This is a genomic window from Burkholderia sp. BCC1993 (assembly GCF_905339865.1).
Classification (GTDB): domain Bacteria; phylum Pseudomonadota; class Gammaproteobacteria; order Burkholderiales; family Burkholderiaceae; genus Burkholderia.
In genome coordinates, this window is the sequence record NZ_CAJPGZ010000018.1 from 123,620 (window position 1) to 143,711 (window position 20,092).

Here is a 20,092-nt window from a genome sequence, read left to right on the forward strand (position 1 = left end):
CGTCAGCCTCCGATGAACGCTTCGCGGAAGGCGTCGATGGCGACGCGCAGCGAGAGTTGCGGTTGGTCGAGATAGCTGACGAGCTTGCTGATCTGGTGATCGTTTTGCGCATGGGCGTCGATCCACTCGGGATCGTCGATGTCGATGTTGTGGGCGGCGTAGGTCTGCGGATCGACGACGCTCAGCAGCGTCTTCGACGACGCGCCGTTGAAGCCGATGATCAGCCGTTCGCGTTCGGCGATCGTGCCGATGAAGATCGCGAGCTCGAAGTCGGCCTGCGCGACGAACGGTGCGATCAGTTCGAGCCAGAACGCGGCGACGAGGCTGCGATAGAACGGGTCGACCGGCAGCGGCAGCGTGAGGCCGCGCTCGATGTGCGACGAGCCGCTCTGCATCACGGGCCGCAACAGCGAACCGAGCGCGAGCATCGCGCCGCGCAGCCGCACCGGATGGCCGCTTTCGAGCAGCATCTGCTGCAGGCCGTACAGCGACTGGTGTTCGATGAAGTCGTTGAAGGTGCCGTCATGCGATGTGCCGGGGCCGCCGACGTCGATCGGCACCTGCGTGTCGCCGAGCGCCTGCAGCGCGCCGGGCGGCTCCTCCTTCGCGAGCAGCGGCGGCATCTGCGCGGCGACGCGCGACCACAGCCGCGCGAACGCGAGCGGGCTGCGCGCGAGGAACGCGAGCGGCCGGTCGACCTCGAGCGCGGTCGCGCCGAGGAACGGGAAACGGCGCATCGACACGTCGTGGCTCGCGACCATGTGGCCCGCGATGGCGAGCTTGCTGCGCGAGCCGAGGAACGCGAAATGCATCGGCTTCGCATCCTCGTAGACGATCTTCCAGCGCGGATCCTCCGCGAGCAGTTCGAGTGCTTGCGCGATCCAGCGATCGAGCGTCTGCAGCAACTGCGGATTGTGCGGGCTCTTCACGAAGTCGCCGCGCGACGGAATCTTGCCGAAGTAGGCGATCTGCGCCTGAACGGTTTGCGTCATTGCGCCCCCTGTGCGTTCGTTGCGGTGGCGGCCGCGACGGCCGGTGCGGCCGCCGGCGCGCCCGAGCCGGCCTGCGTCGCGTTTTGCGCGGCGCCCGCGCTCGCGTCGGCGACCGACGACGGCAGCTGCAGGCCGCGCAGGCTCTGCTGCTGCGGCTGGTCGCCGCCGCCGCTGGTCGGCTGCGACGTGCTGATGATGCGCATCGTCACCGACACGTTCACGCTGCCCTGGACCCACGTGAGGTCGAAGGTGCCGTCCGGACGGCGCTTGCGCTGCGCCGAGTTGATCAGCTTCTCGAGACCGTAGCGGCCCGGTTCGTTGACGAGCTGCACCGTGCGGCCGTCGAACGTCGTCGCGGACAGCGTCGCGCCCGGCGAGCCCTGCGGGTTCGGCCACACGAAGTTGGTCCACTGCGGCGGCGTGTTGCGGTAGCGCAGTTGCTGGCCGTCGATCGCGATCGTGTATTCCGTCGTGCCCGTGCTCGGCTGCGGCAGGATCTGGAACACAGTCTGCGGTTCGGCCGCCGCGGCCGCGCCGCCTGCGGCGCCGCCGGCAAGCGGGGCGACCCAGCGCGCGAAGCCGTTCGTGAAGTCAGGCGTGAGGCCGATGCCCATGTCGCCCCACGTGCGGGCGGCGAGCGTGTCGCCGCGGCGCACCGCGAGCGGGCCCAGCGTCGTGCCGACGAACTTCGCGATCGCACCGTCCGGACCGAACACCTGCGCGATTTCACCGGCGCCGGCCTCGACCTTCGCGTTCGCGGCGAACGGGTACTTGGTCGCGAGCGAGCTCTGGAACGGCTGGTAGACCTGCGCGTTCCATACCTTGTTGACTTCCGCGCTGGCCGGCTGGATCACCACCGAGAACGCCTGCATCAGCGGCCGCACCAGCAGCGGACGCAGCGACTTGCGTTGCGAATCGGTGAGGCCGGTCAGCATCTGCTCGTCGACGAACTTCAGCGAATCGGCGAGTTCCGAGCCGTTGCCGTCGAGCGTCTGCTGCATCAGCTGGCGCGCGCCGGGGCCGGGGTCGCCCTGGTTCTTGATCACGTTGAAGCGCGTACGGACCTTCGACAGCGAGTCCATATAGCCCTTGAGCATCGACGTGCCGTCGTGCGTCGCGACGATCCGCGCGAGCCCGATGAACTCCTGGCCGATCGGACCCATCGGCACCTCGGCCGGATTGCCGTTGATGTCGATGTTCGCGGCCGCCACCTGGCCGGCCTGCGAGCGCGTGAACAGTTGCTTGACCCAGTTCACGACGCCGGTCTGCGCCTTCTTGATCGCGACGTTCGCCAGCGACGGGTTGTCCCACGACGTCTGGTCGTACGCGGTCTCGAGGATCTTGCGGATCGGCGAATCCTGCGGGTCGCCGAGGCGGTTCATCCCGTCGACGGCCTGACCGAAGCTGCTGAAGCCCTGCACCGCGATGCCCTGCATGAACTTCTGCCAGTGCTGCGCGTACTCGGTCTTGTACATCCCGACGAGCGTCTTCTGGATCTGCTCGGGGCTGCCTTCCAGCGTCAGGTCGTCCTGCGTCGACGTGTTCAGCACCCAGTCCTTCGCCTGCAGTTCCTTGGTCGCCGCGTCGCGGATCGCCGGCTGCACGTAGTCGAACCACGCTTCGCGCGTGAACGTGCCCGGAATCGCATAGCTGCCGGCGACCAGCCCCTGGTTGCCGTCGCCGACGATGCGCGCGATGGTCATCGGCGCGAAGCGGGTCGACGCGCGTGCCTTGATTTCCTCGTAGACGCGCTGGCGGGCCGGCATGCCGCGCACGACGCGGCGCAGGTTCTCGCGGGTCTGGTCGACGAGCGCGAGGTTCGCGTCGATCATCGGCCAGTCGTTGTCGTTCACGCGGGCGAGATAGAACGAGATCATGCGCTCGGCGCTCTTGATCATCTCGTCGCGCGGCATGTTGCCGCGATTCGTCTCGAGCCAGCCGCGCCAGAAGCGGGCGAGCTGGTCGGTCAGGTGCGCCTGTTCGACGTGACGCTTGTCGGACAGCATCAGGTAGGTCTTCAGCGCGTTGTACGCGTCCTGCACGTTGGTCGGCGACGCGTCGCTGTAGAGGCCGCCCTGCGGCACGGCCGGCTGTTGCGGCGCGGCGGCGACCGCCGCGGATGCGCCTTGCGCGGCGACGGCGAGCGGCGTGGCGCCCGGCGGGTTCGTCGACACGGGAATCGCGCCGCCCTGCACGGCACCCGATTCCGGCGGGCGCGTCATCGGCACGAGCTGTTCGGGGTGCGCGTTCACGTCCTTCATGAACGACGCGAGGTTCTGCGAGACCGGCGCCAGCAGGATCTGGCGCACGCCGTTGTAGTACTCGGTCAGCAGGTGCTGCTCGAGACGGTCGCCCTGGTACAGGCCGAGCGACACCGACACCGGCTTGTCGCGGCGGAACTGTTCGAGCTGTTCGATCCGGTCTTCCAGGATGTCCATCGCCTGCAGGCGCGACTGCAGGTCGTTGCGGCCCTGCTGCAGGCGCGTGACGTTGTCGAGGTCGGCCTGCACGTTCGCGACGAGCTGCTGGTTGCCGATCGTCGACCAGGTCCAGCCGCCGAGCGCGAGCGCGAGCGCCGCGACGAAGCCGAAGAAGGTCGCGTAGCGCAGCCGGGTCTTGGTCGGGCTCGCGAACTGGCGCACGGTCTGGCGGTCCGCGAAGATCACCTTCGAGAACAGGTCGCGCAGGAAGAAGCCGTTCTTCGAGAACGCGCTGTGCGGCTTCGGCAGCGCGCTCGCGTCGAGGCCGAAGCGGTGCGCGATGCGCTGCGCGGCGGCGCTGTTGGTTTCGCCTTCCTGCAGCGCGCTGGTGAAGTAGAAGCCGCGGAAGATCGGCTTGTACTGGAACGGGTTGTTCTCGAACAGCGTCGCGAGGAACGCGCGCAGCGACGGCTTGATCGTCGAGAATTCGAGCGGGAAGCTCAGCTGGCCCGGCGACAGCTGGTTGCCGCGCGACAGCGACAGCTGCGCGACGCTGATTTCCTTCAGCCCTTCGTAGAGTTCCTCGAAGTGCGTGTCGAACTGCGCGACCACGTCGCGCTTGTCATCGGGCTCGTAGGGCAGGGTGGCGCCCCACACGCGGTCGTACTCGTGCTTGTCGCTGCTGCTGAAGAATTCGGTGAAGCCGGTAATCAGGTCGGCCTTCGTGAACATCACGTAGACCGGCGCGAACACCTCGAGCTTTTCCGTCAGTTCCTGAACGCGCTGACGGAGGTTCTTCGCGAGGTTGATCGCGAATTCGGGGCGGTTGCCGGTGAGTTCGGCGATGCTCGCGGTGACGATGATGCCGTTGATCGGCGCCTTCGGACGATAGCGCTTCAGCAGGCCGAGAAAGCCGAGCCATTCGCTGCGGTCTTCCTCGTGCACCGAATAGCGGCCGGCCGTGTCGAGCAGGATCCCTTCGGTCGTGAAGAACCAGTCGCAGTTACGCGTGCCGCCGATGCCGTGGATCACCGCGCTGTTCTTGTCCGCGAACGGAAACTGCAGGCCGGAGTTCAGCACGGCGCTGCTCTTGCCCGCAGCCGGGTTGCCGATCACGATGTACCACGGCAGTTCGTACAGCGCGGAGCCGCCCGACACCTGGCCGATCTTCGACGTCTTGATCGTCTTCACCGCGTCGGACAGGCGCGTGCGCAGCACGTCGAGGTCGGCGGTCTTCGTGTCGGGTGCGAGCGCGGCCGCGGCCGGCGCGGCGATCTTGCCGGTTTCCGCCTGCTCTTCCAGCACCTGGCCGAGCTGCCGGTTCGCGCGCTTCACGCGCCAGCGGCGCACCAGTGCGACGCCGAGCCACAGCACGAGGATCGCCGCGAAGGCGACCGCCGCCCACAGGAGCGGCAGCTGCAGCATGTCGGCAGCGATGAAGAGAATCGCCGCTAGCGCGACGATCCCGACAATCGAGAGCGTACGCGGATGAGTCAGCACGTTGAGGATGCGTTGCATAGGACGTTCAGGTTCCGGTGCGATTCGGTGAGGCGACGCAGGCGCGCCGAGCGGCAAGCGTGGCGCCGCGATGTGTCGCCATGCTGTCAAACGGGATGAAGGGGGCTGGCATCAATGCGCCCGCGGCATCGGAGAAGGCGCGCGCAATAATGAAAGGACGTTGTGAGAATTTAAACGGAAGCGGCGACCTGAAAAAATCGCGCAACGGAATGCCCGATCGTTTGCGCCGCCCAAATCGTTTCCTGCCGGGTGATTAAAAAGCCCCATGCCGCCCTCATTATTTCTTGTCCGGCAGCCCTGACTAGCTGCCGCGTCCCAGTTTAAAACCGGGTTTATGGTATTCCACGTGCCCGAGATCCATCATTTTCCAACGGCCTCCCCAGGTCAGGCCGACTTGCTCGGCGACCTGTCCGTACAACTGGTAGCCGCGCATCGCCCAGGGATCTTTCTCGGAAATGACCAGCTTGCCGTCGCGCAGAAACGCGTTGTCGGCCGCGAGCCCGAACTGGTGATAACTCTGGAAGGCCGCCGCATTGGTCACGTTGGTGCCCATCTGCGCGAGCCGGTTCTGTCGTTCCGGACTCCGATAACCTTCCAGCAGCGCCATCTCGTAACCATATTGTTCGTGCATGATCTTGTAGACCAGCAGCAAACGCGTACGGAAATCGGGATCCAGCAGGTTCCAGTCGCGGCTTGCATCTCTCAGCGCCGGCCGCACCTGTTCGACTTCCTTCGTGGCAAAGACTTCCGGCGGCAACGGCGGCGGCGGCACGAGCTGTTCGCCCTGCAGCAGCGCGGCGATCTTCTCGTCAGGCACGCGCGCCGTGTCGTCGTACTGAAATAATTGCCGACCGCGTAACGCAATGGCCACCAATGGCGGCGTCGCAAGAATACCTGCCGACACCATAATCATCAAGCGCCGCCGGATCAGTAAATTTTGCACGTCACTTAATGCGCCGCGCGTAACGGTTGCCGATTTAACAATTTGACTTCGCGTACGTGCGGCGCGATCGTTCGCGCGGCGCGTCAGGCGGCCGCGAAACTGGGCGACGGATTCGAAAACGGTCGCGCGGATACCCGGTAAAAGCAACAGTGCCGCAACCGCGACGGCAAGGGCGAAATAGGCGACGAGTGCGACGGCAATCAACGAAATCCCCGGAAATTGGAATTGATTGTGTTTTGCAATGCTTGCTCTTAGAATCAGGCTGCTTTGAGAGGCCGGGCTATATTATCGCGGTGAATTAAACCAGGATTCAATGAGACGCTGAATGAGTGCGCCGGAAAATTCAAATTCGAAAACCCCGCCCAGCCTGCTATCCGATACCAAACCGGCAGGCGGGAGCGGGGCGCAGCAGTCGCGCATTCTCGCGAATCTGGAAGGACGTGTCACGCCGCCGGCCGAGCCGCCGCGCCGTTCGCTGAAGGGGCCGATCGCGGCCGTCGTCGCGCTCGTGGTCGCCGTCGGCGGCTGGGGCGCATGGCGCTGGCAGCAGCAATCCGGCGAGGCGGCCGTCGTGGCCGCCGCGCCCGTGCAGGCACCGGCGAAGGCCGAGCCGGCCAGCGCCGCCGCCGTGCAGGTCGCGCAGAATGCCGCGTCGGCTGCTCTCGTCGTGCAAACGGCGACGATCGTCAACGACGATGCCGCGTCCCAGGCCGTTGCGTCCGCATCGGGCGCGTCGGGTGCGGACAACAGCCGCTTGTCGCGCGCGCTCGCGAACGGTGCCGACGATGCATCGGGCGCAGCCACGACGGGCGCCGTTGCCGCGACGGCTGCCGCAGCAGCGGCGACGACGAAATCCGCGAAGGCCGACGCCGCGAAGAGCGGCAAGGTCGCCGCCCGCAGCAAGGCCGATGCGAAGGCCGACGCGAAGGCGGAGGCTCGCAAGCATCACAAGGAACAGCAGGCGGAGCTCGCGCAGGCGAAGAAGCGTCGCGAAGCGACGACCCGTACCGCGAGCGCGAAGGCATCCGGGAAGGACGACCCGGATGCGGACCTGCTCGCCGCGCTCGTCGCCCGCACGAAGCCGTCCGACAAGAAGGCCGCCGCGCAGAAGGGGCAGGTCGTGCCGACCAAGACGGCCGCCGCGACGGGCGGTTCGCTCGCATCGCGCGTGAAGGATTGCGCGGAGCGCGGCTTCTTCGAGGATCAGCTGTGCCGCTGGCGCGTCTGCGACGGCCACTGGGGCAAGGATCCGGCCTGCCCGACCGCCGCACAGTCGGAGACGCGGCAGTAACCGGCGTCACGCCAGCCAGCACGTTGCACCTGCGCCGCCCACCGGGCGGCGCATTGTTTTTGGGGCCGCCTGACGCCGGACGGCCGTATGTGACAATGTCACGAAAATGCCGCATGCATCGGGCATACATTTTCCTTCCATTTCCCGGCGTGGCGCCGCAATCCGCGAGGCGCGGCGCGGCGAGCGCCGCACGACCTTCGACACGATGGACCTGATCGTACAGACTTACGGCGCCGATACGTCCGGCATGGTGTGCGGATTCCGCTTCGTCCCGGGCGGATCGGGCGCGATGCTCGATGCCGACGCGGCCGCCGCATGGCTGCGCGCATGCCGCGAGCGCGATGCGGCCGCATCGGACGATTTCGTCTGGCTGCACTTCAATCTCGCGCACGGCGCGAGCGAGCGCTGGATGCGCACGCACCTCGGATTGCCCGACAGCTTCTTCGAATTCCTCCACGAAGGATCGCGCTCGACGCGCATCGAGCAGGAGGACGGCGCGCTGCGCGCGATCGTCAACGACGTGATGTTCAACCTCGAGCTGACGCCGTCGGAAATCGCGACGCTGTTCGTCCACGTCGAGCGGCGCATCATGGTCACCGCGCGGCTCAAGCCGCTGCGCTCGGTCGATACGCTGCGCGCCTGCGTGCGCGACGGCGAGCGGTTCCGGTCGCCGGCCGAACTGCTCGTGCACCTGCTGCGCGACCAGGCCGACCTGCTGATCCAGATCATGCGGCGCACGAGCATCGACGTCGATCGCATCGAGGATCGCTTCCTGTCGCAACGGCTCACGTCGAACCGCATCGAGCTCGGCGCGCTGCGCCGCACGCTGACGCGGCTGCAGCGCATGCTGGCGCCCGAGCCCGGCTCGATTTTCCGGCTGCTCGCGAAACCGCCCGCGTGGCTGCATGCCGAAGACGTGCAGGAGCTGCGCGAGTCGACCGAAGAGTTCTCGCTGGTGCTCGCCGATCTGTCGGGGCTCAACGAGCGGATCAAGCTGTTACAGGAAGAGATCGGCTCGCGGCTCGACGAGCAGAACAACCGGACGCTGTTCACGCTGACGCTCGTGACCGTGATCGCGCTGCCGATCAACATCGTCGCGGGCTTCTTCGGGATGAACGTCGGCGGCGTGCCGTTCTCGGAGAACAAGCACGGCTTCTGGCTGATGGTGCTGCTGGTCGCGGGCTTTACCGCGCTCGCCGCGTGGTGGGCGTTTCGCCGGCGCGACGATCGCTAGGGCCCGTTATTGGCGTGAACAGGCGCCAGGCCGGCATTGGCGGGGCGCCGCGCGCGGCGGCAACAAAAAACAGGCCCCGCATCCGGGGCCTGCGATAGGACGTGAAGAGACGTGAAGGGACATGAAGCGTCGAACGCCGGCCGGCGCCGCGTACCGCGCGGCACCGGCCGGCCGGACCACGTTACTGAACCAGCGTCTTGCGCGGCTTGAACATGCCCTGGTAGCGCAGCGACGGACGTTCCTTCACCGTCGGCGCGATGCCGCCGAAGCTCGGCGTCTGGCGCAGCTTCATCGCGGCCGGCGAAGCGACCGAGCCGATCGACGTCGAACGCGATGCCGGCGCGAGATTGTTCGCGACGAGCAGCGCGGCCTCGCTCTTCAGGTTCGCGAGCAGCACCGGATCGACCGAGCTGTTGACCTGCGTGAGCAGGCCGCTCCACGCGGCGTCGCTGTAGTTCACGACGTAGTAGTCGAGACCGCTCGGATCCGCGACCACGCCCGTGCAGCCGTCGATCCGCGTCTGCGTCTGCGTATCCTTCAGCGCGAGCGTCGTGTGTTTCGCGAGCCCCTGGCCGTACGCGAGCGTGATCGGTACCGTCCACTGCAGGCCCGGATACGCGTTCTTGTTCGGGAACGGCTGCTGTTTCAGCGTGACGACCGTCTGGTTCTTCGTCATGTCGCACTGCGTGTCGAGCGAGATCAGCGGCACGCCCGTCTGGCGCACGTAGCTGTCGCCGATCGGGCCGACCGCCTGACCGCTTTCCTTCGACAGCGCATCCCACAGGCGCTTCGGCGTGCCGTTGCCGAACGAGTAGTCGACCAGGTATTGTTGCAGGCCCTTTCGCAGCGTCTGCTCGCCGAGATAGTTCTCGAGCGTCTTCAGCACATGGCCGCCCTTGTCGTACGTGAACGCGCTCGCGCTCAGCACGAAGTCGTTCGACGCCCAGTCGTTGAAGTTCGGCGCGACCGGGAACGCGTTCGGGCCGATGTCGCGATTGATCACGCGGTACTTGTTCTTCACCTGGTCGAGCCAGCTGAACTCGTCGGGGAAGAACTGGATCGTCGTCTTCGTCTCGAAGAACGTCGCGAACGACTCGTTGAGCCAGACGTTGTCCCACCAGTCGGCCGTGACGAGATCGCCGAACCACTGGTGCGCGACCTCGTGCGTCAGCACCTCGTTACCGTAGCGCGACATCGGCTGGCCCGGTTGCGGCAGGATGTCGTCGGCGAACTCGAGGATCGACCCCCAGTTCTCCATCCCGCCGAAGTTCAGGTCCTTCTGCTCCTTGAACGCGTCGTTCGCGGCCACCGTATCGAACTTCGTCAGCGGCAGCGGGATGCCCGTGTAGCGGTAATAGAAATCGAGCGCCTGCTTGGTGCGGTCCATCGCCGGCTTGGCCCAGTCGCTCATGCCCGGCGGCGTGAACACGCGCAGGTGCAAGCCGCCCTTGCCGCCCGGCAGCGGGCTCGAGAAGTCGTCCTCGTAGGTATCGAACAGGCCGCCGCCGAAGAACAGCAGGTACGACGGCATCGGCGGGGTCTTCTCGAACTGCACGAGCTTGTAGCCGCCGCCGACGTTGGTCGACGGCTTCTCGGCCGCGTTCGACACGACGCGCCAGTTCTGCGGCACTTCGGCCGTCACTTCATAGGTCGGCCGGAAGGCCGGTTCGTCCCAGCCCGGGAACCATTGGCGCGACAGGTTGGTTTCGCCCTGCGTGAGGATCGCGCCGCTCGTCGTGCCGTCGGTGCTCTTCAGGTCGACGCGGAACACGCCTTCGGCGGCCGAGCAGCCCGGATACGGATCGTCGCCGCAGCTGCCGCCCGTCTGCGTGGCCGGATCGTCGTACGACTTGAAGTTGATGATGCCCGACCACTCCATGTGCAGCGAATAGTTGCCCGGCGAGATCGTGCCGGCCACGGGGCGCAGCTGGTAGAAGTCGCCCTTGTCCTGCGGCGTCGCGATCAGCTGGATGTTGCCCGGCTGCAGCGTGATGCGGCCGTTCGTGAACTTGATCCGGTGGCCGGCGATCACGATGTTGTTGACCGGCTTCAGCACCTTGATCTCGACGTCGGCGCGCCCGTCGAACGCGTTCAGCGCATCGTTCGGGCGGAACCACAGCCGGTAGTTGACCGGTACCACGGTGTCCGGCAGCTCGACAGGCGACACGCTCTTGTCGACGTTGGACGCTGACGGCGGGGTGTTGGCGGCGGGCGACGAGCTCGAGTGCGGCGCGCCGGCGGAGCTGAGTGCGGAAGCCGAGCCGACGCCGCTGTCGTCGCCGCCGCACCCGGCGAGCGCGAGTGCGGCAACCAGCGGCAGGTAACGCATCTTGTGAATGTTGATCGACATGACTGAAACCTCGATTGTTGAAAGAATCGTTCAGTGCTGCGAAAACGCCGGCAAAAGGAATCCCTCGCTGTTAATCAACGGCGACGAGAAATGCCAATGACGGATTATTCGAAAAGACGGCCGGCCGACTACGTGAAGGTAATCATGGTTTACTGCCCCCTCTGTGTTTCCGGATGTCGGTTAACTGGCCGGTTCAAAATGGCCGGGCGCGGGTTGTACTGAATTGATTTCGCGCGCACGACACGGGGCCGCCCGCCCTGTGCGGGCGTGCATTCCCTTTGAACCGACGACCCACGGGGCTGGCCGTACCAGGCCGCAGGACGGAAGGACGGCGTGTCGCCGTTCCGTAAAATCGCCGTCATACGGCTTGAAGGTTTGTCGGCCTGCTCGAAGGATGCGTAAATATACTTGATGGTTTTGGGTAAAGGAAACGAAAAAATTAGAAATTGATTCGATTGAATTTCTCGCGTGACATTGAATGCTGGGAGGCATTAATTCGCTTTCCGTTTAGCTGCTCGTTTCCGTAGTTTTAATCTATTAACGATCTCGCCGGTGCGCGAAAACTACGAATCAGGGTGTGGCGCGGCGCGCTCGGTACAATGCGGCGACGACCCGTCGATCGATTGCCGCAAGGAGGCCAGCCCATGCCACGAGCCCTGTTCCGTATCGCGCCGCTGCACGCGATGCTGCTGCTGTTCGCCGCCGTCTTCGCGCTCGGCGGTTGCGCGGGCCTGACGCGCGAGCCCGTGAGCGTGACCGTCGCCGGGCTCGACCCGCTGGCCGGACAGGGCCTCGAGATGCGCTTCAGCCTGAAGCTGCGCGTGCAGAACCCGAATGACACGCCGATCGAATACGACGGCATTTCGGTCGCGCTCGACCTGAACGGCACGCCGTTCGCGAGCGGCGTCAGCGATCGCTCGGGCGTCGTGCCGCGCTTCGGCGAGGCCGTGATCGACGTGCCCGTTTCGGTGTCGGCGTTCGCCGCCGCGCGGCAGGCGTGGAACCTGCCCGGCGCGGCGGCCAGCGGCGAGTTGCCGTACGCGCTGCGCGGCCGGCTCGCCGGCGGCGTGCTCGGCACCGTGCGTTTCAGCGATGCGGGCACGTTGCGCATGCCGGCGACGCCGGGGTGGGGCGGCTAGACGATGCCAGCGCGACGCCCGGGATGCCGGGCCGGACGAAGCGGCGCAATCGCAGCGCCGTCTGACGATTCCTGACGATCGTGTTTCGCGCGCCTTACGTTTTGCGCTGCAATCGCGTTTAGACTGCCTCAGTCCGGAGGGCCGGACGACTTTTTCGAGAGGGCACCATGGCAGCGAAATTCGTCATCAAGAAAGCGAACGACGGGCAGTTCCTGTTCCACCTGAAGGCCGCCAACGGCGAGATCATTCTGCGCAGCGAGCTGTACAAGACCAAGGCGTCGGCGGAAAACGGCGTCGCGTCGGTGCGCAAGAACGCGCCGGACGACGCGCGCTACGAGCGCAAGGCCGCGAGCAACGGCCAGTTCATGTTCAACCTGAAGGCCGGCAATCACGAGATCATCGGCACGAGCGAGCTGTACAAGGCTGAAGCCGGCCGCGAGAACGGCATCGCGTCGGTGAAGCAGAACGCGCCGGACGCGGCGCTCGACGACCAGAGCTGACACGCCGCGAGCATCGCGCGGGTGGCGGCCAGGGCGGTCGCCCGCGCTTTGCCGCGCGGGCAAAGCGCGGTATGGTGTGGTCCGCGCGGTGCACTCCGGTAGCGCCGCCTGTCTGAAGCCAACCGTAGCCGAGCTCGCGTGACCGATTTCCCCGTTTTCCACTGGACCGACGCCGACGGCGCCGAACATGCCGTGCGCTGGCGCTCCGAAGCCGGCGTGCAGCCGCCGAAGCGCGCCGTGCCCGCCGACGACCGCCTCACCGCCGACGCGGCGTACCGCCTCGCGTGCGAGGGCACCGCGCTCGTCTGGCAGGGCGATTTCCAGAATGCACGCCAGCTCGTGCAGGCGATGGCGCGCCGCGTCGAACGCAAGCCGAAGAAGGCGAAGGCCGCGGTCGGCGTCGACGCGTTCAACCTGCACCGGCTCGCGCAATCGCAGCGCGCCCGCACGCTCGGGATGCTGCTGATCCCGCTCGACGCCGACTATACGATCCCGCTGCGCCGCGCGCCCGACGTGCGTGCCGCGTGCGAGGAAGCGTACGGCCCGGGCGGCGCGCCGTCGGTCGTGTCGCTGCGCGAACTGCTCGGCCTCGTCGGCGCGCACGAATGGCGCAAGAAGGGCGTGCCGATCCCGGCGCTCGGCGGCGCGCCGATCCATCCGCATTACGGCGTGTTCTCGCCGGTGCGCGGCGAATACGTCGAACTCGTCGCGCGCACGCCGCTGCCCGCGATGTCGCTCGCGTTCGACATCGGCACAGGTACCGGCGTGCTCGCGGCCGTGCTCGCGTCGCGCGGCGTCGAGCGTATCGTCGCGACCGACCAGGATCCGCGTGCGCTCGCATGCGCCCGCGAGAACGTCGCGCGGCTCGGTCATGCCGGTCGCGTCGACGTCGTCGAAGCCGACCTGTTTCCGGCCGGCCGCGCGCCGCTCGTCGTCTGCAACCCGCCGTGGGTGCCGGCCCGTCCGAGCGCGCCGATCGAATACGCGGTCTACGATGCCGACAGCCGCATGCTGCGCGGTTTCCTTGCGGGGCTTGCCGACCATCTCGAACCGGGCGGCGAAGGCTGGCTGATCCTGTCCGATTTTGCCGAGCATCTCGGCCTGCGGCCGCGCGACACGTTGCTGCAATGGATCGACGAAGCCGGCCTCGTCGTGCTCGGCCGCGAAGACATCCGCCCCGCACACCCGAAGTCGGCCGACGCGGACGACCCGCTGCACGCGGCGCGCCGTGCCGAGGTCACGTCGCTCTGGCGGCTCGGCGCGCGAGCCTGATCGCGTATTTTCGGTAAACTGTCGCCATTCCTCACGAATTCCCGCCGCCGGGCCGTGGTCGACCGACCGTGGCCCGGCGCCGTTTCACAATGTCGAACAAGACCTACGAAATCCGTCCGGAGCAGTCCGTCGAACTGCTGAAGGAACTGCACATCCTGACCCGCGACGGCAAGCTGAACCAGGACAGCCGCCGCAAGCTGAAGCAGGTCTATCACCTGTTCCAGTTCATCGAGCCGCTGCTCTCGAGCGTGCAGGCCGACAAGGGCGGCGTGACGCTCGTCGATCACGGCGCCGGCAAGTCGTATCTCGGCTTCATCCTGTACGACCTGTTCTTCAAGCAGCAGCCGGGGCACGGCACGCCGGCGTTCGCGTCGCACGTGTACGGGATCGAGACGCGCGAGGAACTCGTCACGCGCTCCACCGAACTCGCCGCGCGGCTCGGATTCGGCGGGATGTCGTTCCTGAACCTGTCGGTCGCCGATTCGATCACGTCGCCGAAGCTGCCCGAAACGGTCGACGTCGTCACCGCGCTGCATGCGTGCGACACGGCGACCGACGATGCGATCCGGTTCGCGCTCGCGAAGCGCGCGCAGCACATCGTGCTGGTGCCGTGCTGCCAGGCGGAGGTCGCGGGCGTGCTGCGCAAGAACAAGGGCAAGTCGCTCGCGAACGCGCTGACGGAAGTGTGGCGGCATCCGCTGCATACGCGCGAATTCGGCAGTCAGATCACCAACGTGCTGCGCTGCCTGCAGCTCGAGGCGCACGGCTACCAGGTGAGCGTGACCGAGCTGGTCGGCTGGGAGCATTCGATGAAGAACGAGCTGATCATCGCGCAGTACAAGAACCTGCCGCGCCGCAAGCCCGGCGAGCGGCTGAACGAGATCCTCGGCATGTTCGGGCTCGCCGAACTGAACGAGCGCTTCTTCGCGCCGGCGCCCGCGGCGGCGGCCGGCGAGGCCGTCGAGCCGGGCGCGGATTGAGCGGATTGAGCGGATTGAGCGAACCGACCGAACCGACCGAACCGACCGAACCGACCGAACCGACCGAACCGACCGAACCGACCGAACCGACCGAACCGACCGAACCGACCGAACCGACCGAACCGACCGAACCGACCGAACCGACCGAACCGAGCCGGCTGACGCGCGGCCCGTTTGCCGCGCGGTAGCCCCCCGTCGCGCGATGGCGTCAGACGTCGTCGCCCGGCCGGCGCATCCATTCACGCCAGCCATCGTGGCCGAGGCGGCGCAGCGTTTCCTGGTTTTTCTCGTAGATCGCGGATGCGTCCGGGAACGCATCGACCGCGCGCGCGATGCTGTCCTCGCGCAGCAGATGCAGGATCGGATACGGCGCGCGGTTCGTGTAGTTCTCGATGTCGTCGGCTTCGCTGCCTTCGAACCGGTACTCGGGATGGAAGCTCGCGATCTGCAGCACGCCGTCGAGTCGCAGTTGCCGCACGAGCCGCTCGGCGAAGAACAGCGCATCGTTGTAGTCGACGAAATCCGCGAACGCGCGCGGATAGATCACGAGCGTCGTGTCGACCTGCTGCGGATCCGCTGCTTCGAGCGCGCGCAGTTCGGTTTCGAGATCGGCGAGCGCGTCCTCGAGCGTCGTCGCTTCGCTGATCGCATAGCGTACCTGTTCCTTCACATAGACGCTCTTCGCGAACGGGCACAGATTGAGTCCGATCACCGCGCGCGCGAGCCAATGCCGCGTGGCGGCGAGGATGTCGTCGTGCGAGTCGGGGCGGGTATCGGTCATGGCGGAGGCGGTCGGGCGAAGCGGCAGCGAGGGCCGCATTGTAGCCGGAGCGGGCACGCCGGGTTGGGGCGTGCGCCGCCTGTCACGCGCAGGCGGCTTCGATCAGCTGCGTGGCCAGCGCGGGCGCGGTGCCGATCGGCGTTTCGCCGTGCCGGTAGGTCTGGCTGGCCGCGTAGATGCCTTCGACGATGAGCGCGAGCGCATCGGCGAGCGCTTTCGGCTGCCGGGCGCCCGCGCCTTCGCACAACTCGACGAGCCGCTTCATCAGCTGTTCCTTGTTCTGCGCGACGCGCTCGCGCGCCGGATGCGACGTATCCGGGAATTCAGCCGCGACGTTGACGAACGGGCAGCCACGATAGTCCTTCTGCGTCGCGCGATCGGCCAGATCGACGAAATACTGGATCAATTGCGCCTTCGGCTGGCCCGGATGCTTCGCGACGCTCGAATCGAGACGCTCGAAGAAGCACGCATCCATCCGTTCCAGATACGCGAGGATCAGCTCGTCCTTCGACGAGAACTGGCGGTACAGGCTCATCTTGTTGACGCCCGCGCGCTCCACGACCGCCTCGACGCCGACCGCGCGCACCCCTTCCTTGTAAAACAGCTCCTCCGCGGCGCGCAGCAGGTGTTCCTGCGCGGCGGCCGCGGCGATCGGCTGGCGCGTGCGGCGTGCCGGCGGCTTGTTGGCGGCCTCGATGCCCGACATGATGACCCTCGACTGCGTGATGAATTGCTTGACATGTTACCGACTGGTCACTACGATCGCAACACACTTGTGACCGAGCGGTAACAATGCTGCCCGGATCGACAGACAAATGCCAGGTATCGGCCCGGGTCAGCCGATGCAGCGTGCGGCGGAGGTGGCCCGGAGGTGAGGCGGGGCAGGCGCGCGAGCGCGGGCCCGCCAACTGGAGAGCGACAACATGAACTGGGCAGTGACACGAATCGGCGGGCGCTTCCACTACGGATGGCTCGCGGCAGCGGTGGTTTTCCTGATCCTGCTGGCGGCGGCCGGCACGCGCGCGACGCCGAGCGTGCTGATGGTGCCGCTCGAGCGCGAACTCGGCTGGAGCCGCGCGGCGATTTCGCTGGCGATCTCGGTGAACATCGCGCTGTACGGCCTGACGGGCCCGTTCGCGGCCGCGGCGATGCAGCGTTTCGGGCTGCGGCCGACGATCCTGACCGCGCTGGTGACGATGGGCGCGGGCGTCGCGCTGTCGTCGATGATGACGCAGAGCTGGCAGATGGTCGTGATCTGGGGGCTGATGGTCGGCTGCTCGACCGGCGTCGTCGCGCTGACGCTGTCCGCGACCTTCGTCACACGCTGGTTCCATGCGCGGCGCGGCCTCGTGATGGGCATCCTGACCGCGAGCACGGCCACCGGCCAGCTCGTGTTCCTGCCGATGCTCGCGGCGATCGCGCAGCGCCATGGCTGGCGGCCGGTCGTGCTGGTCGTCGCGGTGGCGGCCGCGATCGTGATTCCGCTGGTCGCGTTCCTGCTGCCCGAGCGGCCGGCCGACGTGCAGCTGCGTCCGTACGGAGAGCCGGCCGACGCGCCGGCGGCGCCCGACGCGACGAAGGAGAACCCGCTCGCGGTCGCGTTCCGCACGCTGCTGACGGCGAGCCGCTCGCGCGACTTCTGGCTGCTGTTCTTCAGCTTCTTCATCTGCGGCGCGAGCACCAACGGCTACGTCGGCACGCACCTGATCGCGATGTGCAGCGATTACGGGATGACCGAAGTGCAGGGCGCCTCGCTGCTCGCCGCGATGGGCGTGTTCGACCTGTTCGGCACGACGCTGTCGGGCTGGCTGTCCGACCGCTACGACAACCGCGTGCTGCTGTTCTGGTACTACGGGCTGCGCGGGCTGTCGTTGATCTACCTGCCGCATGCGTTCGGCATCGACTTCTTCGGTCTGCCGCTGTTCGCGATGTTCTACGGGCTCGACTGGATCGCGACCGTGCCGCCGACCGTGCGGCTGGCCACCGACGTGTTCGGCAAGGCCGCGGCGCCGGTCGTGTTCGGCTGGATCGTCGCCGGCCACCAACTGGGCGCGGCGTTCGCGGCGCTCGGCGCGGGGCTGCTGCGCGCGAGCCTCGGCACCTATACGATCGCGTCGATGATCTCGGGCGCGCTTTGCATCGTCGGTGCGCTGATCGTGCTGCGGATCAATCGCGGCCCGTCCCGCGCGGCCGCGCAGGCCGCCTGAGCGCGGCGACCTGGCCGCCCCGCGCGCGTGGGCCGGCCGATCAATGCAGCCGGTCAATGCAGGATCGGTGATTTGCATTGCGCGGGATGACCGGGCGCGCGACGGCTCAAGCGGTTATGCTTGCGGTTCGCCGGGCGTTCGCGCCCCTTCATCGATGTCAGCGAGGAACCGCATGTCCGTCAAACCTGCTCCCACCACTGTTTCGATTCACGACCTGATCGCCGGCCGCTGGAGCCCGCGCGCGTATTCGGACGAGCCGATCAGCGCCGCCGATCTGCACGCGGTGCTCGAAGCGGCGCGCTGGGCGCCGTCCGCCTACAACGCGCAACCGTGGCGCTTCATCGTGTTCGATCGCACGCAGGACGAAGCGGCGTTCAAGCACGCATTCGCGACCCTGGTGCCGTTCAACCAGGGCTGGAACGCGCCGGCGCCGGTGTTGATCGCCGTGACCGCGCATACGCTCACGCCGAAGGGCGAGCCGGCGCCGACCGCGCTGTACGATGCGGGCGCGGCCGCGATGTCGCTGGTGCTGCAGGCGCACGCGCTGGGTCTCGCCGCGCACCAGATGAGCGGCTTCGATGCGAAGGCGTTCCGCGATGCGTTCGAGATTCCGGCCGACGTCGCGATTCCGGCGATCATTTCGCTCGGCCACTACGGCAACGTCGACAAGCTCGACCCGGTGTTGCGCGAACGCGAAAAGGCGCCGCGCACGCGCCATGCGATCGGCGAGGTCGTGTATGCGGGCGCATGGAAGAAGGGTTTCGACGCCGCAGCCTGATGGCGCAAGCGGGCAGGCGTGCGTCGAGCACCTTGTCCGCACCTGTTGCCGGTGCGCTGCGAGCGGGCGGCGGGGCGCGTCGGGCCCCCCGTCTGCACCTGTCGCTGGTGTGCCGCAAGCGGGCGCCGGGGCGCGTCGAGCACCCTGTCCGTACCCGTTGCCGGTGCGCTGCAAGCGGGCGGCGGGGTGCGTCGGGCACCCCGTCTGCACCTGTCGCCGGCGTGCCGCAGGTGCGCCTGATCTCCGCCCCGGGCCGGTTGCACCGCATCGGCGGCCGCCCCCGGTTGTGATCCGGCGGGCTTCATGTTAAAAAGCCCGTCCTTTCCGTTTTCGCGCCGGCCATGCTGCGGCACCTTCCCATGACTTACTGCGCGATCGATTTCGGCACGTCCAATTCCGCCGTGGCCCTGCCCGACGGCGACGGCATGCGCCTCGCGCCCGTCGAGGGCGACCACCTGACGCTGCCCACCGCGATCTTCTTCAACAACGACGAGCAGACGGTCGAATACGGCCGCGCGGCGCTCGCGTCCTATATCGATGGTTTCGACGGCCGCCTGATGCGCTCGATGAAGAGCATCCTCGGCTCGCCGCTCGCGGAAACCACGACCGATCTCGGCGACGGTAGCGCGATGGCGTACACGGAGATCATCGCGCGCTTCCTGACGCACCTGAAACGCAAGGCCGAAGCGCGCGCCGGCGCGCCGATCGGCCGCGCGGTGCTCGGCCGGCCGGTGTTCTTCGTCGACGACGATCCGCGCGCCGACCGTCTCGCGCAGGACCAGCTCGAAGCGGCCGCGCAGTCGGTCGGGTTCGCGGACGTGCATTTCCAGTACGAACCGATCGCGGCCGCGTTCGACTACGAGTCGCGTCAGCAGGCCGAGCGGCTCGTGCTGGTCGCCGACATCGGCGGCGGTACGTCGGACTTCTCGCTGGTGCGCGTCGGGCCGGAGCGGATGGCGCGCCTCGAGCGCAAGGACGACGTGCTCGCGCACCACGGCGTGCATGTCGCGGGCACCGACTACGACCGGCGCGTCGAGCTGGCGGCGATCCTGCCGGCGTTCGGCTACCGCTCGCTCGATTCCGAGGGGCGCGAGCTGCCGAACCGGATCTACTTCGACCTGGCGACCTGGCACCTCATCAACACGGTCTACACGCCGAAGCGGCTGGGCGAGCTGAAGCTGATGAAGCACCTGTACCAGGACGTACGGCAGTACGACCGGCTCACGCGCGTGGTCGAGCAGCGGCTCGGGCATGCGCTGATGGCGCGCGCGGAAGAAGCGAAGATCGGCGTGGCGGCGGGCGGGGAGACGATGATCGACCTGAACGACGTGGAAGAGGATCTGCAGATCGCGTTCGACGCCGAGCGCCTTGTCGACGCGAGCGTCGACGACACGGCGCGCATCGTCGATGCCGCGCGCGAAACGGTGCGGCTGGCGGGCGTCGCGCCGCGTGACGTCGGCGCGCTGTATTTCACCGGCGGCTCGACCGGGCTCGCGTTCCTGTCGGGGGCGCTCGCCGGCGCATTCCCGGACGCGCAGCCGGTGTTCGGCGATCGCCTCGCGAGCGTCGCGACCGGGCTCGGCATTCACGCGCAGCGGCTGTTCGGCTGACCGGAGGCCATTCTCGATCGGCGGCCGCCGCATGGCTGCCCGCGCCGGAAAACAAAAAGCCCCGCCGAAGCGGGGCT

Annotated in this window: 16 protein-coding genes; 10 read left to right on the forward strand and 6 right to left on the reverse strand. The window is 67.4% G+C overall.

All coding sequences use genetic code 11. From position 1 onward, the window contains the following. Positions 1-2: 2 nt before the first annotated feature. The 3 genes from tagF to U4Y91_RS28155 all read right to left on the reverse strand — a co-directional run bounded on the left by tagF (position 3) and on the right by U4Y91_RS28155 (position 6,077). Positions 3-992 (reverse strand): type VI secretion system-associated protein TagF, encoded by a 990-nt coding sequence (gene tagF / locus U4Y91_RS28145; protein WP_057924723.1) that lies wholly within the window; start codon positions 990-992, stop codon positions 3-5. Beyond that, positions 989-4,930: a type VI secretion system membrane subunit TssM gene (tssM, locus tag U4Y91_RS28150; RefSeq protein WP_321807825.1), complete on the reverse strand. Its 3,942-nt coding sequence runs from the start codon at positions 4,928-4,930 to the stop codon at positions 989-991. Before tssM ends, tagF begins: the two co-directional genes overlap by 4 nt. 301 nt (positions 4,931-5,231) lie before the next feature. Next, positions 5,232-6,077 carry a M15 family metallopeptidase gene (locus tag U4Y91_RS28155; RefSeq protein WP_257775223.1) on the reverse strand — a complete coding sequence of 282 codons (846 nt, stop codon included), beginning with the start codon at positions 6,075-6,077 and terminating at the stop codon, positions 5,232-5,234. A 121-nt stretch (positions 6,078-6,198) separates the two neighbouring features. Here U4Y91_RS28155 and U4Y91_RS28160 point away from each other — a divergent pair, with 121 nt between their 5' ends. After that, positions 6,199-7,164: a phage tail protein gene (locus U4Y91_RS28160; protein WP_321807826.1), complete on the forward strand. Its 966-nt coding sequence runs from the start codon at positions 6,199-6,201 to the stop codon at positions 7,162-7,164. 205 nt (positions 7,165-7,369) lie between these two features. Further along, the gene (locus U4Y91_RS28165; protein WP_321807827.1) at positions 7,370-8,398 is read left to right on the forward strand and encodes a transporter; all 1,029 of its coding nucleotides are present in this window, start codon (positions 7,370-7,372) and stop codon (positions 8,396-8,398) included. 181 nt (positions 8,399-8,579) lie between these two features. Here the strand turns inward: U4Y91_RS28165 and U4Y91_RS28170 are convergent, their stop codons facing one another. Beyond that, a complete protein-coding gene (locus U4Y91_RS28170) occupies positions 8,580-10,748 on the reverse strand; it encodes a M1 family metallopeptidase (protein WP_321807828.1) in 2,169 nt (722 codons plus the stop codon). Between the two features lie 644 nt (positions 10,749-11,392). Here U4Y91_RS28170 and U4Y91_RS28175 point away from each other — a divergent pair. From U4Y91_RS28175 to U4Y91_RS28195, 5 genes are all read left to right on the forward strand, one after another. Continuing rightward, a complete protein-coding gene (locus U4Y91_RS28175; protein ID WP_321807829.1) occupies positions 11,393-11,887 on the forward strand; it encodes an LEA type 2 family protein in 495 nt (164 codons plus the stop codon). Between the two features lie 167 nt (positions 11,888-12,054). Further along, the gene (locus tag U4Y91_RS28180; protein ID WP_257775227.1) at positions 12,055-12,387 is read left to right on the forward strand and encodes a YegP family protein; all 333 of its coding nucleotides are present in this window, start codon (positions 12,055-12,057) and stop codon (positions 12,385-12,387) included. 138 nt (positions 12,388-12,525) lie between these two features. Then, positions 12,526-13,659, forward strand: a complete 1,134-nt coding sequence (locus tag U4Y91_RS28185) for a class I SAM-dependent methyltransferase (protein WP_321807830.1) — start codon at positions 12,526-12,528, stop codon at positions 13,657-13,659. 89 nt (positions 13,660-13,748) lie between these two features. Next, complete coding sequence (locus U4Y91_RS28190; protein WP_321807831.1) at positions 13,749-14,639, forward strand: SAM-dependent methyltransferase; 891 nt, start codon at positions 13,749-13,751, stop codon at positions 14,637-14,639. 14 nt (positions 14,640-14,653) lie between these two features. Next, entirely contained in the window at positions 14,654-14,827 is a 174-nt protein-coding gene (locus tag U4Y91_RS28195) for a hypothetical protein (protein ID WP_321807832.1), read from the forward strand. A 20-nt stretch (positions 14,828-14,847) separates the two neighbouring features. Here the strand turns inward: U4Y91_RS28195 and U4Y91_RS28200 are convergent, their stop codons facing one another. Both U4Y91_RS28200 and U4Y91_RS28205 read right to left on the reverse strand, forming a co-directional pair. Beyond that, positions 14,848-15,420: a DUF1415 domain-containing protein gene (locus tag U4Y91_RS28200; RefSeq protein ID WP_124487886.1), complete on the reverse strand. Its 573-nt coding sequence runs from the start codon at positions 15,418-15,420 to the stop codon at positions 14,848-14,850. A gap of 82 nt (positions 15,421-15,502) precedes the next feature. After that, positions 15,503-16,126, reverse strand: a complete 624-nt coding sequence (locus U4Y91_RS28205) for a TetR/AcrR family transcriptional regulator (RefSeq protein ID WP_321807833.1) — start codon at positions 16,124-16,126, stop codon at positions 15,503-15,505. 217 nt (positions 16,127-16,343) lie between these two features. Between U4Y91_RS28205 and U4Y91_RS28210 the strand changes: the two genes are divergently transcribed. The 3 genes from U4Y91_RS28210 to U4Y91_RS28220 all read left to right on the forward strand — a co-directional run bounded on the left by U4Y91_RS28210 (position 16,344) and on the right by U4Y91_RS28220 (position 20,015). Continuing rightward, positions 16,344-17,627, forward strand: coding sequence for an MFS transporter (locus tag U4Y91_RS28210; RefSeq protein WP_321807834.1), 1,284 nt, complete (start codon positions 16,344-16,346; stop codon positions 17,625-17,627). 172 nt (positions 17,628-17,799) lie between these two features. Beyond that, positions 17,800-18,405, forward strand: coding sequence for a nitroreductase family protein (locus U4Y91_RS28215; RefSeq protein WP_044845905.1), 606 nt, complete (start codon positions 17,800-17,802; stop codon positions 18,403-18,405). Positions 18,406-18,764: 359 nt separating this feature from the next. Then, positions 18,765-20,015 carry an Hsp70 family protein gene (locus U4Y91_RS28220; RefSeq protein WP_321807835.1) on the forward strand — a complete coding sequence of 417 codons (1,251 nt, stop codon included), beginning with the start codon at positions 18,765-18,767 and terminating at the stop codon, positions 20,013-20,015. Positions 20,016-20,092: the final 77 nt, after the last annotated feature.

Coding starts and splice junctions, on each gene's coding strand:
- U4Y91_RS28170 (WP_321807828.1), bottom strand. CDS start 10,748: ATGTCGATCAACATTCACAAGATGCGTTACCTGCCGCTGGTTGCCGCA.
- U4Y91_RS28215 (WP_044845905.1), top strand. CDS start 17,800: ATGTCCGTCAAACCTGCTCCCACCACTGTTTCGATTCACGACCTGATC.
- U4Y91_RS28205 (WP_321807833.1), bottom strand. CDS start 16,126: ATGTCGGGCATCGAGGCCGCCAACAAGCCGCCGGCACGCCGCACGCGC.
- U4Y91_RS28160 (WP_321807826.1), top strand. CDS start 6,199: ATGAGTGCGCCGGAAAATTCAAATTCGAAAACCCCGCCCAGCCTGCTA.
- U4Y91_RS28210 (WP_321807834.1), top strand. CDS start 16,344: ATGAACTGGGCAGTGACACGAATCGGCGGGCGCTTCCACTACGGATGG.
- U4Y91_RS28190 (WP_321807831.1), top strand. CDS start 13,749: ATGTCGAACAAGACCTACGAAATCCGTCCGGAGCAGTCCGTCGAACTG.
- U4Y91_RS28220 (WP_321807835.1), top strand. CDS start 18,765: ATGACTTACTGCGCGATCGATTTCGGCACGTCCAATTCCGCCGTGGCC.
- U4Y91_RS28180 (WP_257775227.1), top strand. CDS start 12,055: ATGGCAGCGAAATTCGTCATCAAGAAAGCGAACGACGGGCAGTTCCTG.
- U4Y91_RS28200 (WP_124487886.1), bottom strand. CDS start 15,420: ATGACCGATACCCGCCCCGACTCGCACGACGACATCCTCGCCGCCACG.
- tssM (WP_321807825.1), bottom strand. CDS start 4,930: ATGCAACGCATCCTCAACGTGCTGACTCATCCGCGTACGCTCTCGATT.
- U4Y91_RS28175 (WP_321807829.1), top strand. CDS start 11,393: ATGCCACGAGCCCTGTTCCGTATCGCGCCGCTGCACGCGATGCTGCTG.
- U4Y91_RS28165 (WP_321807827.1), top strand. CDS start 7,370: ATGGACCTGATCGTACAGACTTACGGCGCCGATACGTCCGGCATGGTG.
- tagF (WP_057924723.1), bottom strand. CDS start 992: ATGACGCAAACCGTTCAGGCGCAGATCGCCTACTTCGGCAAGATTCCG.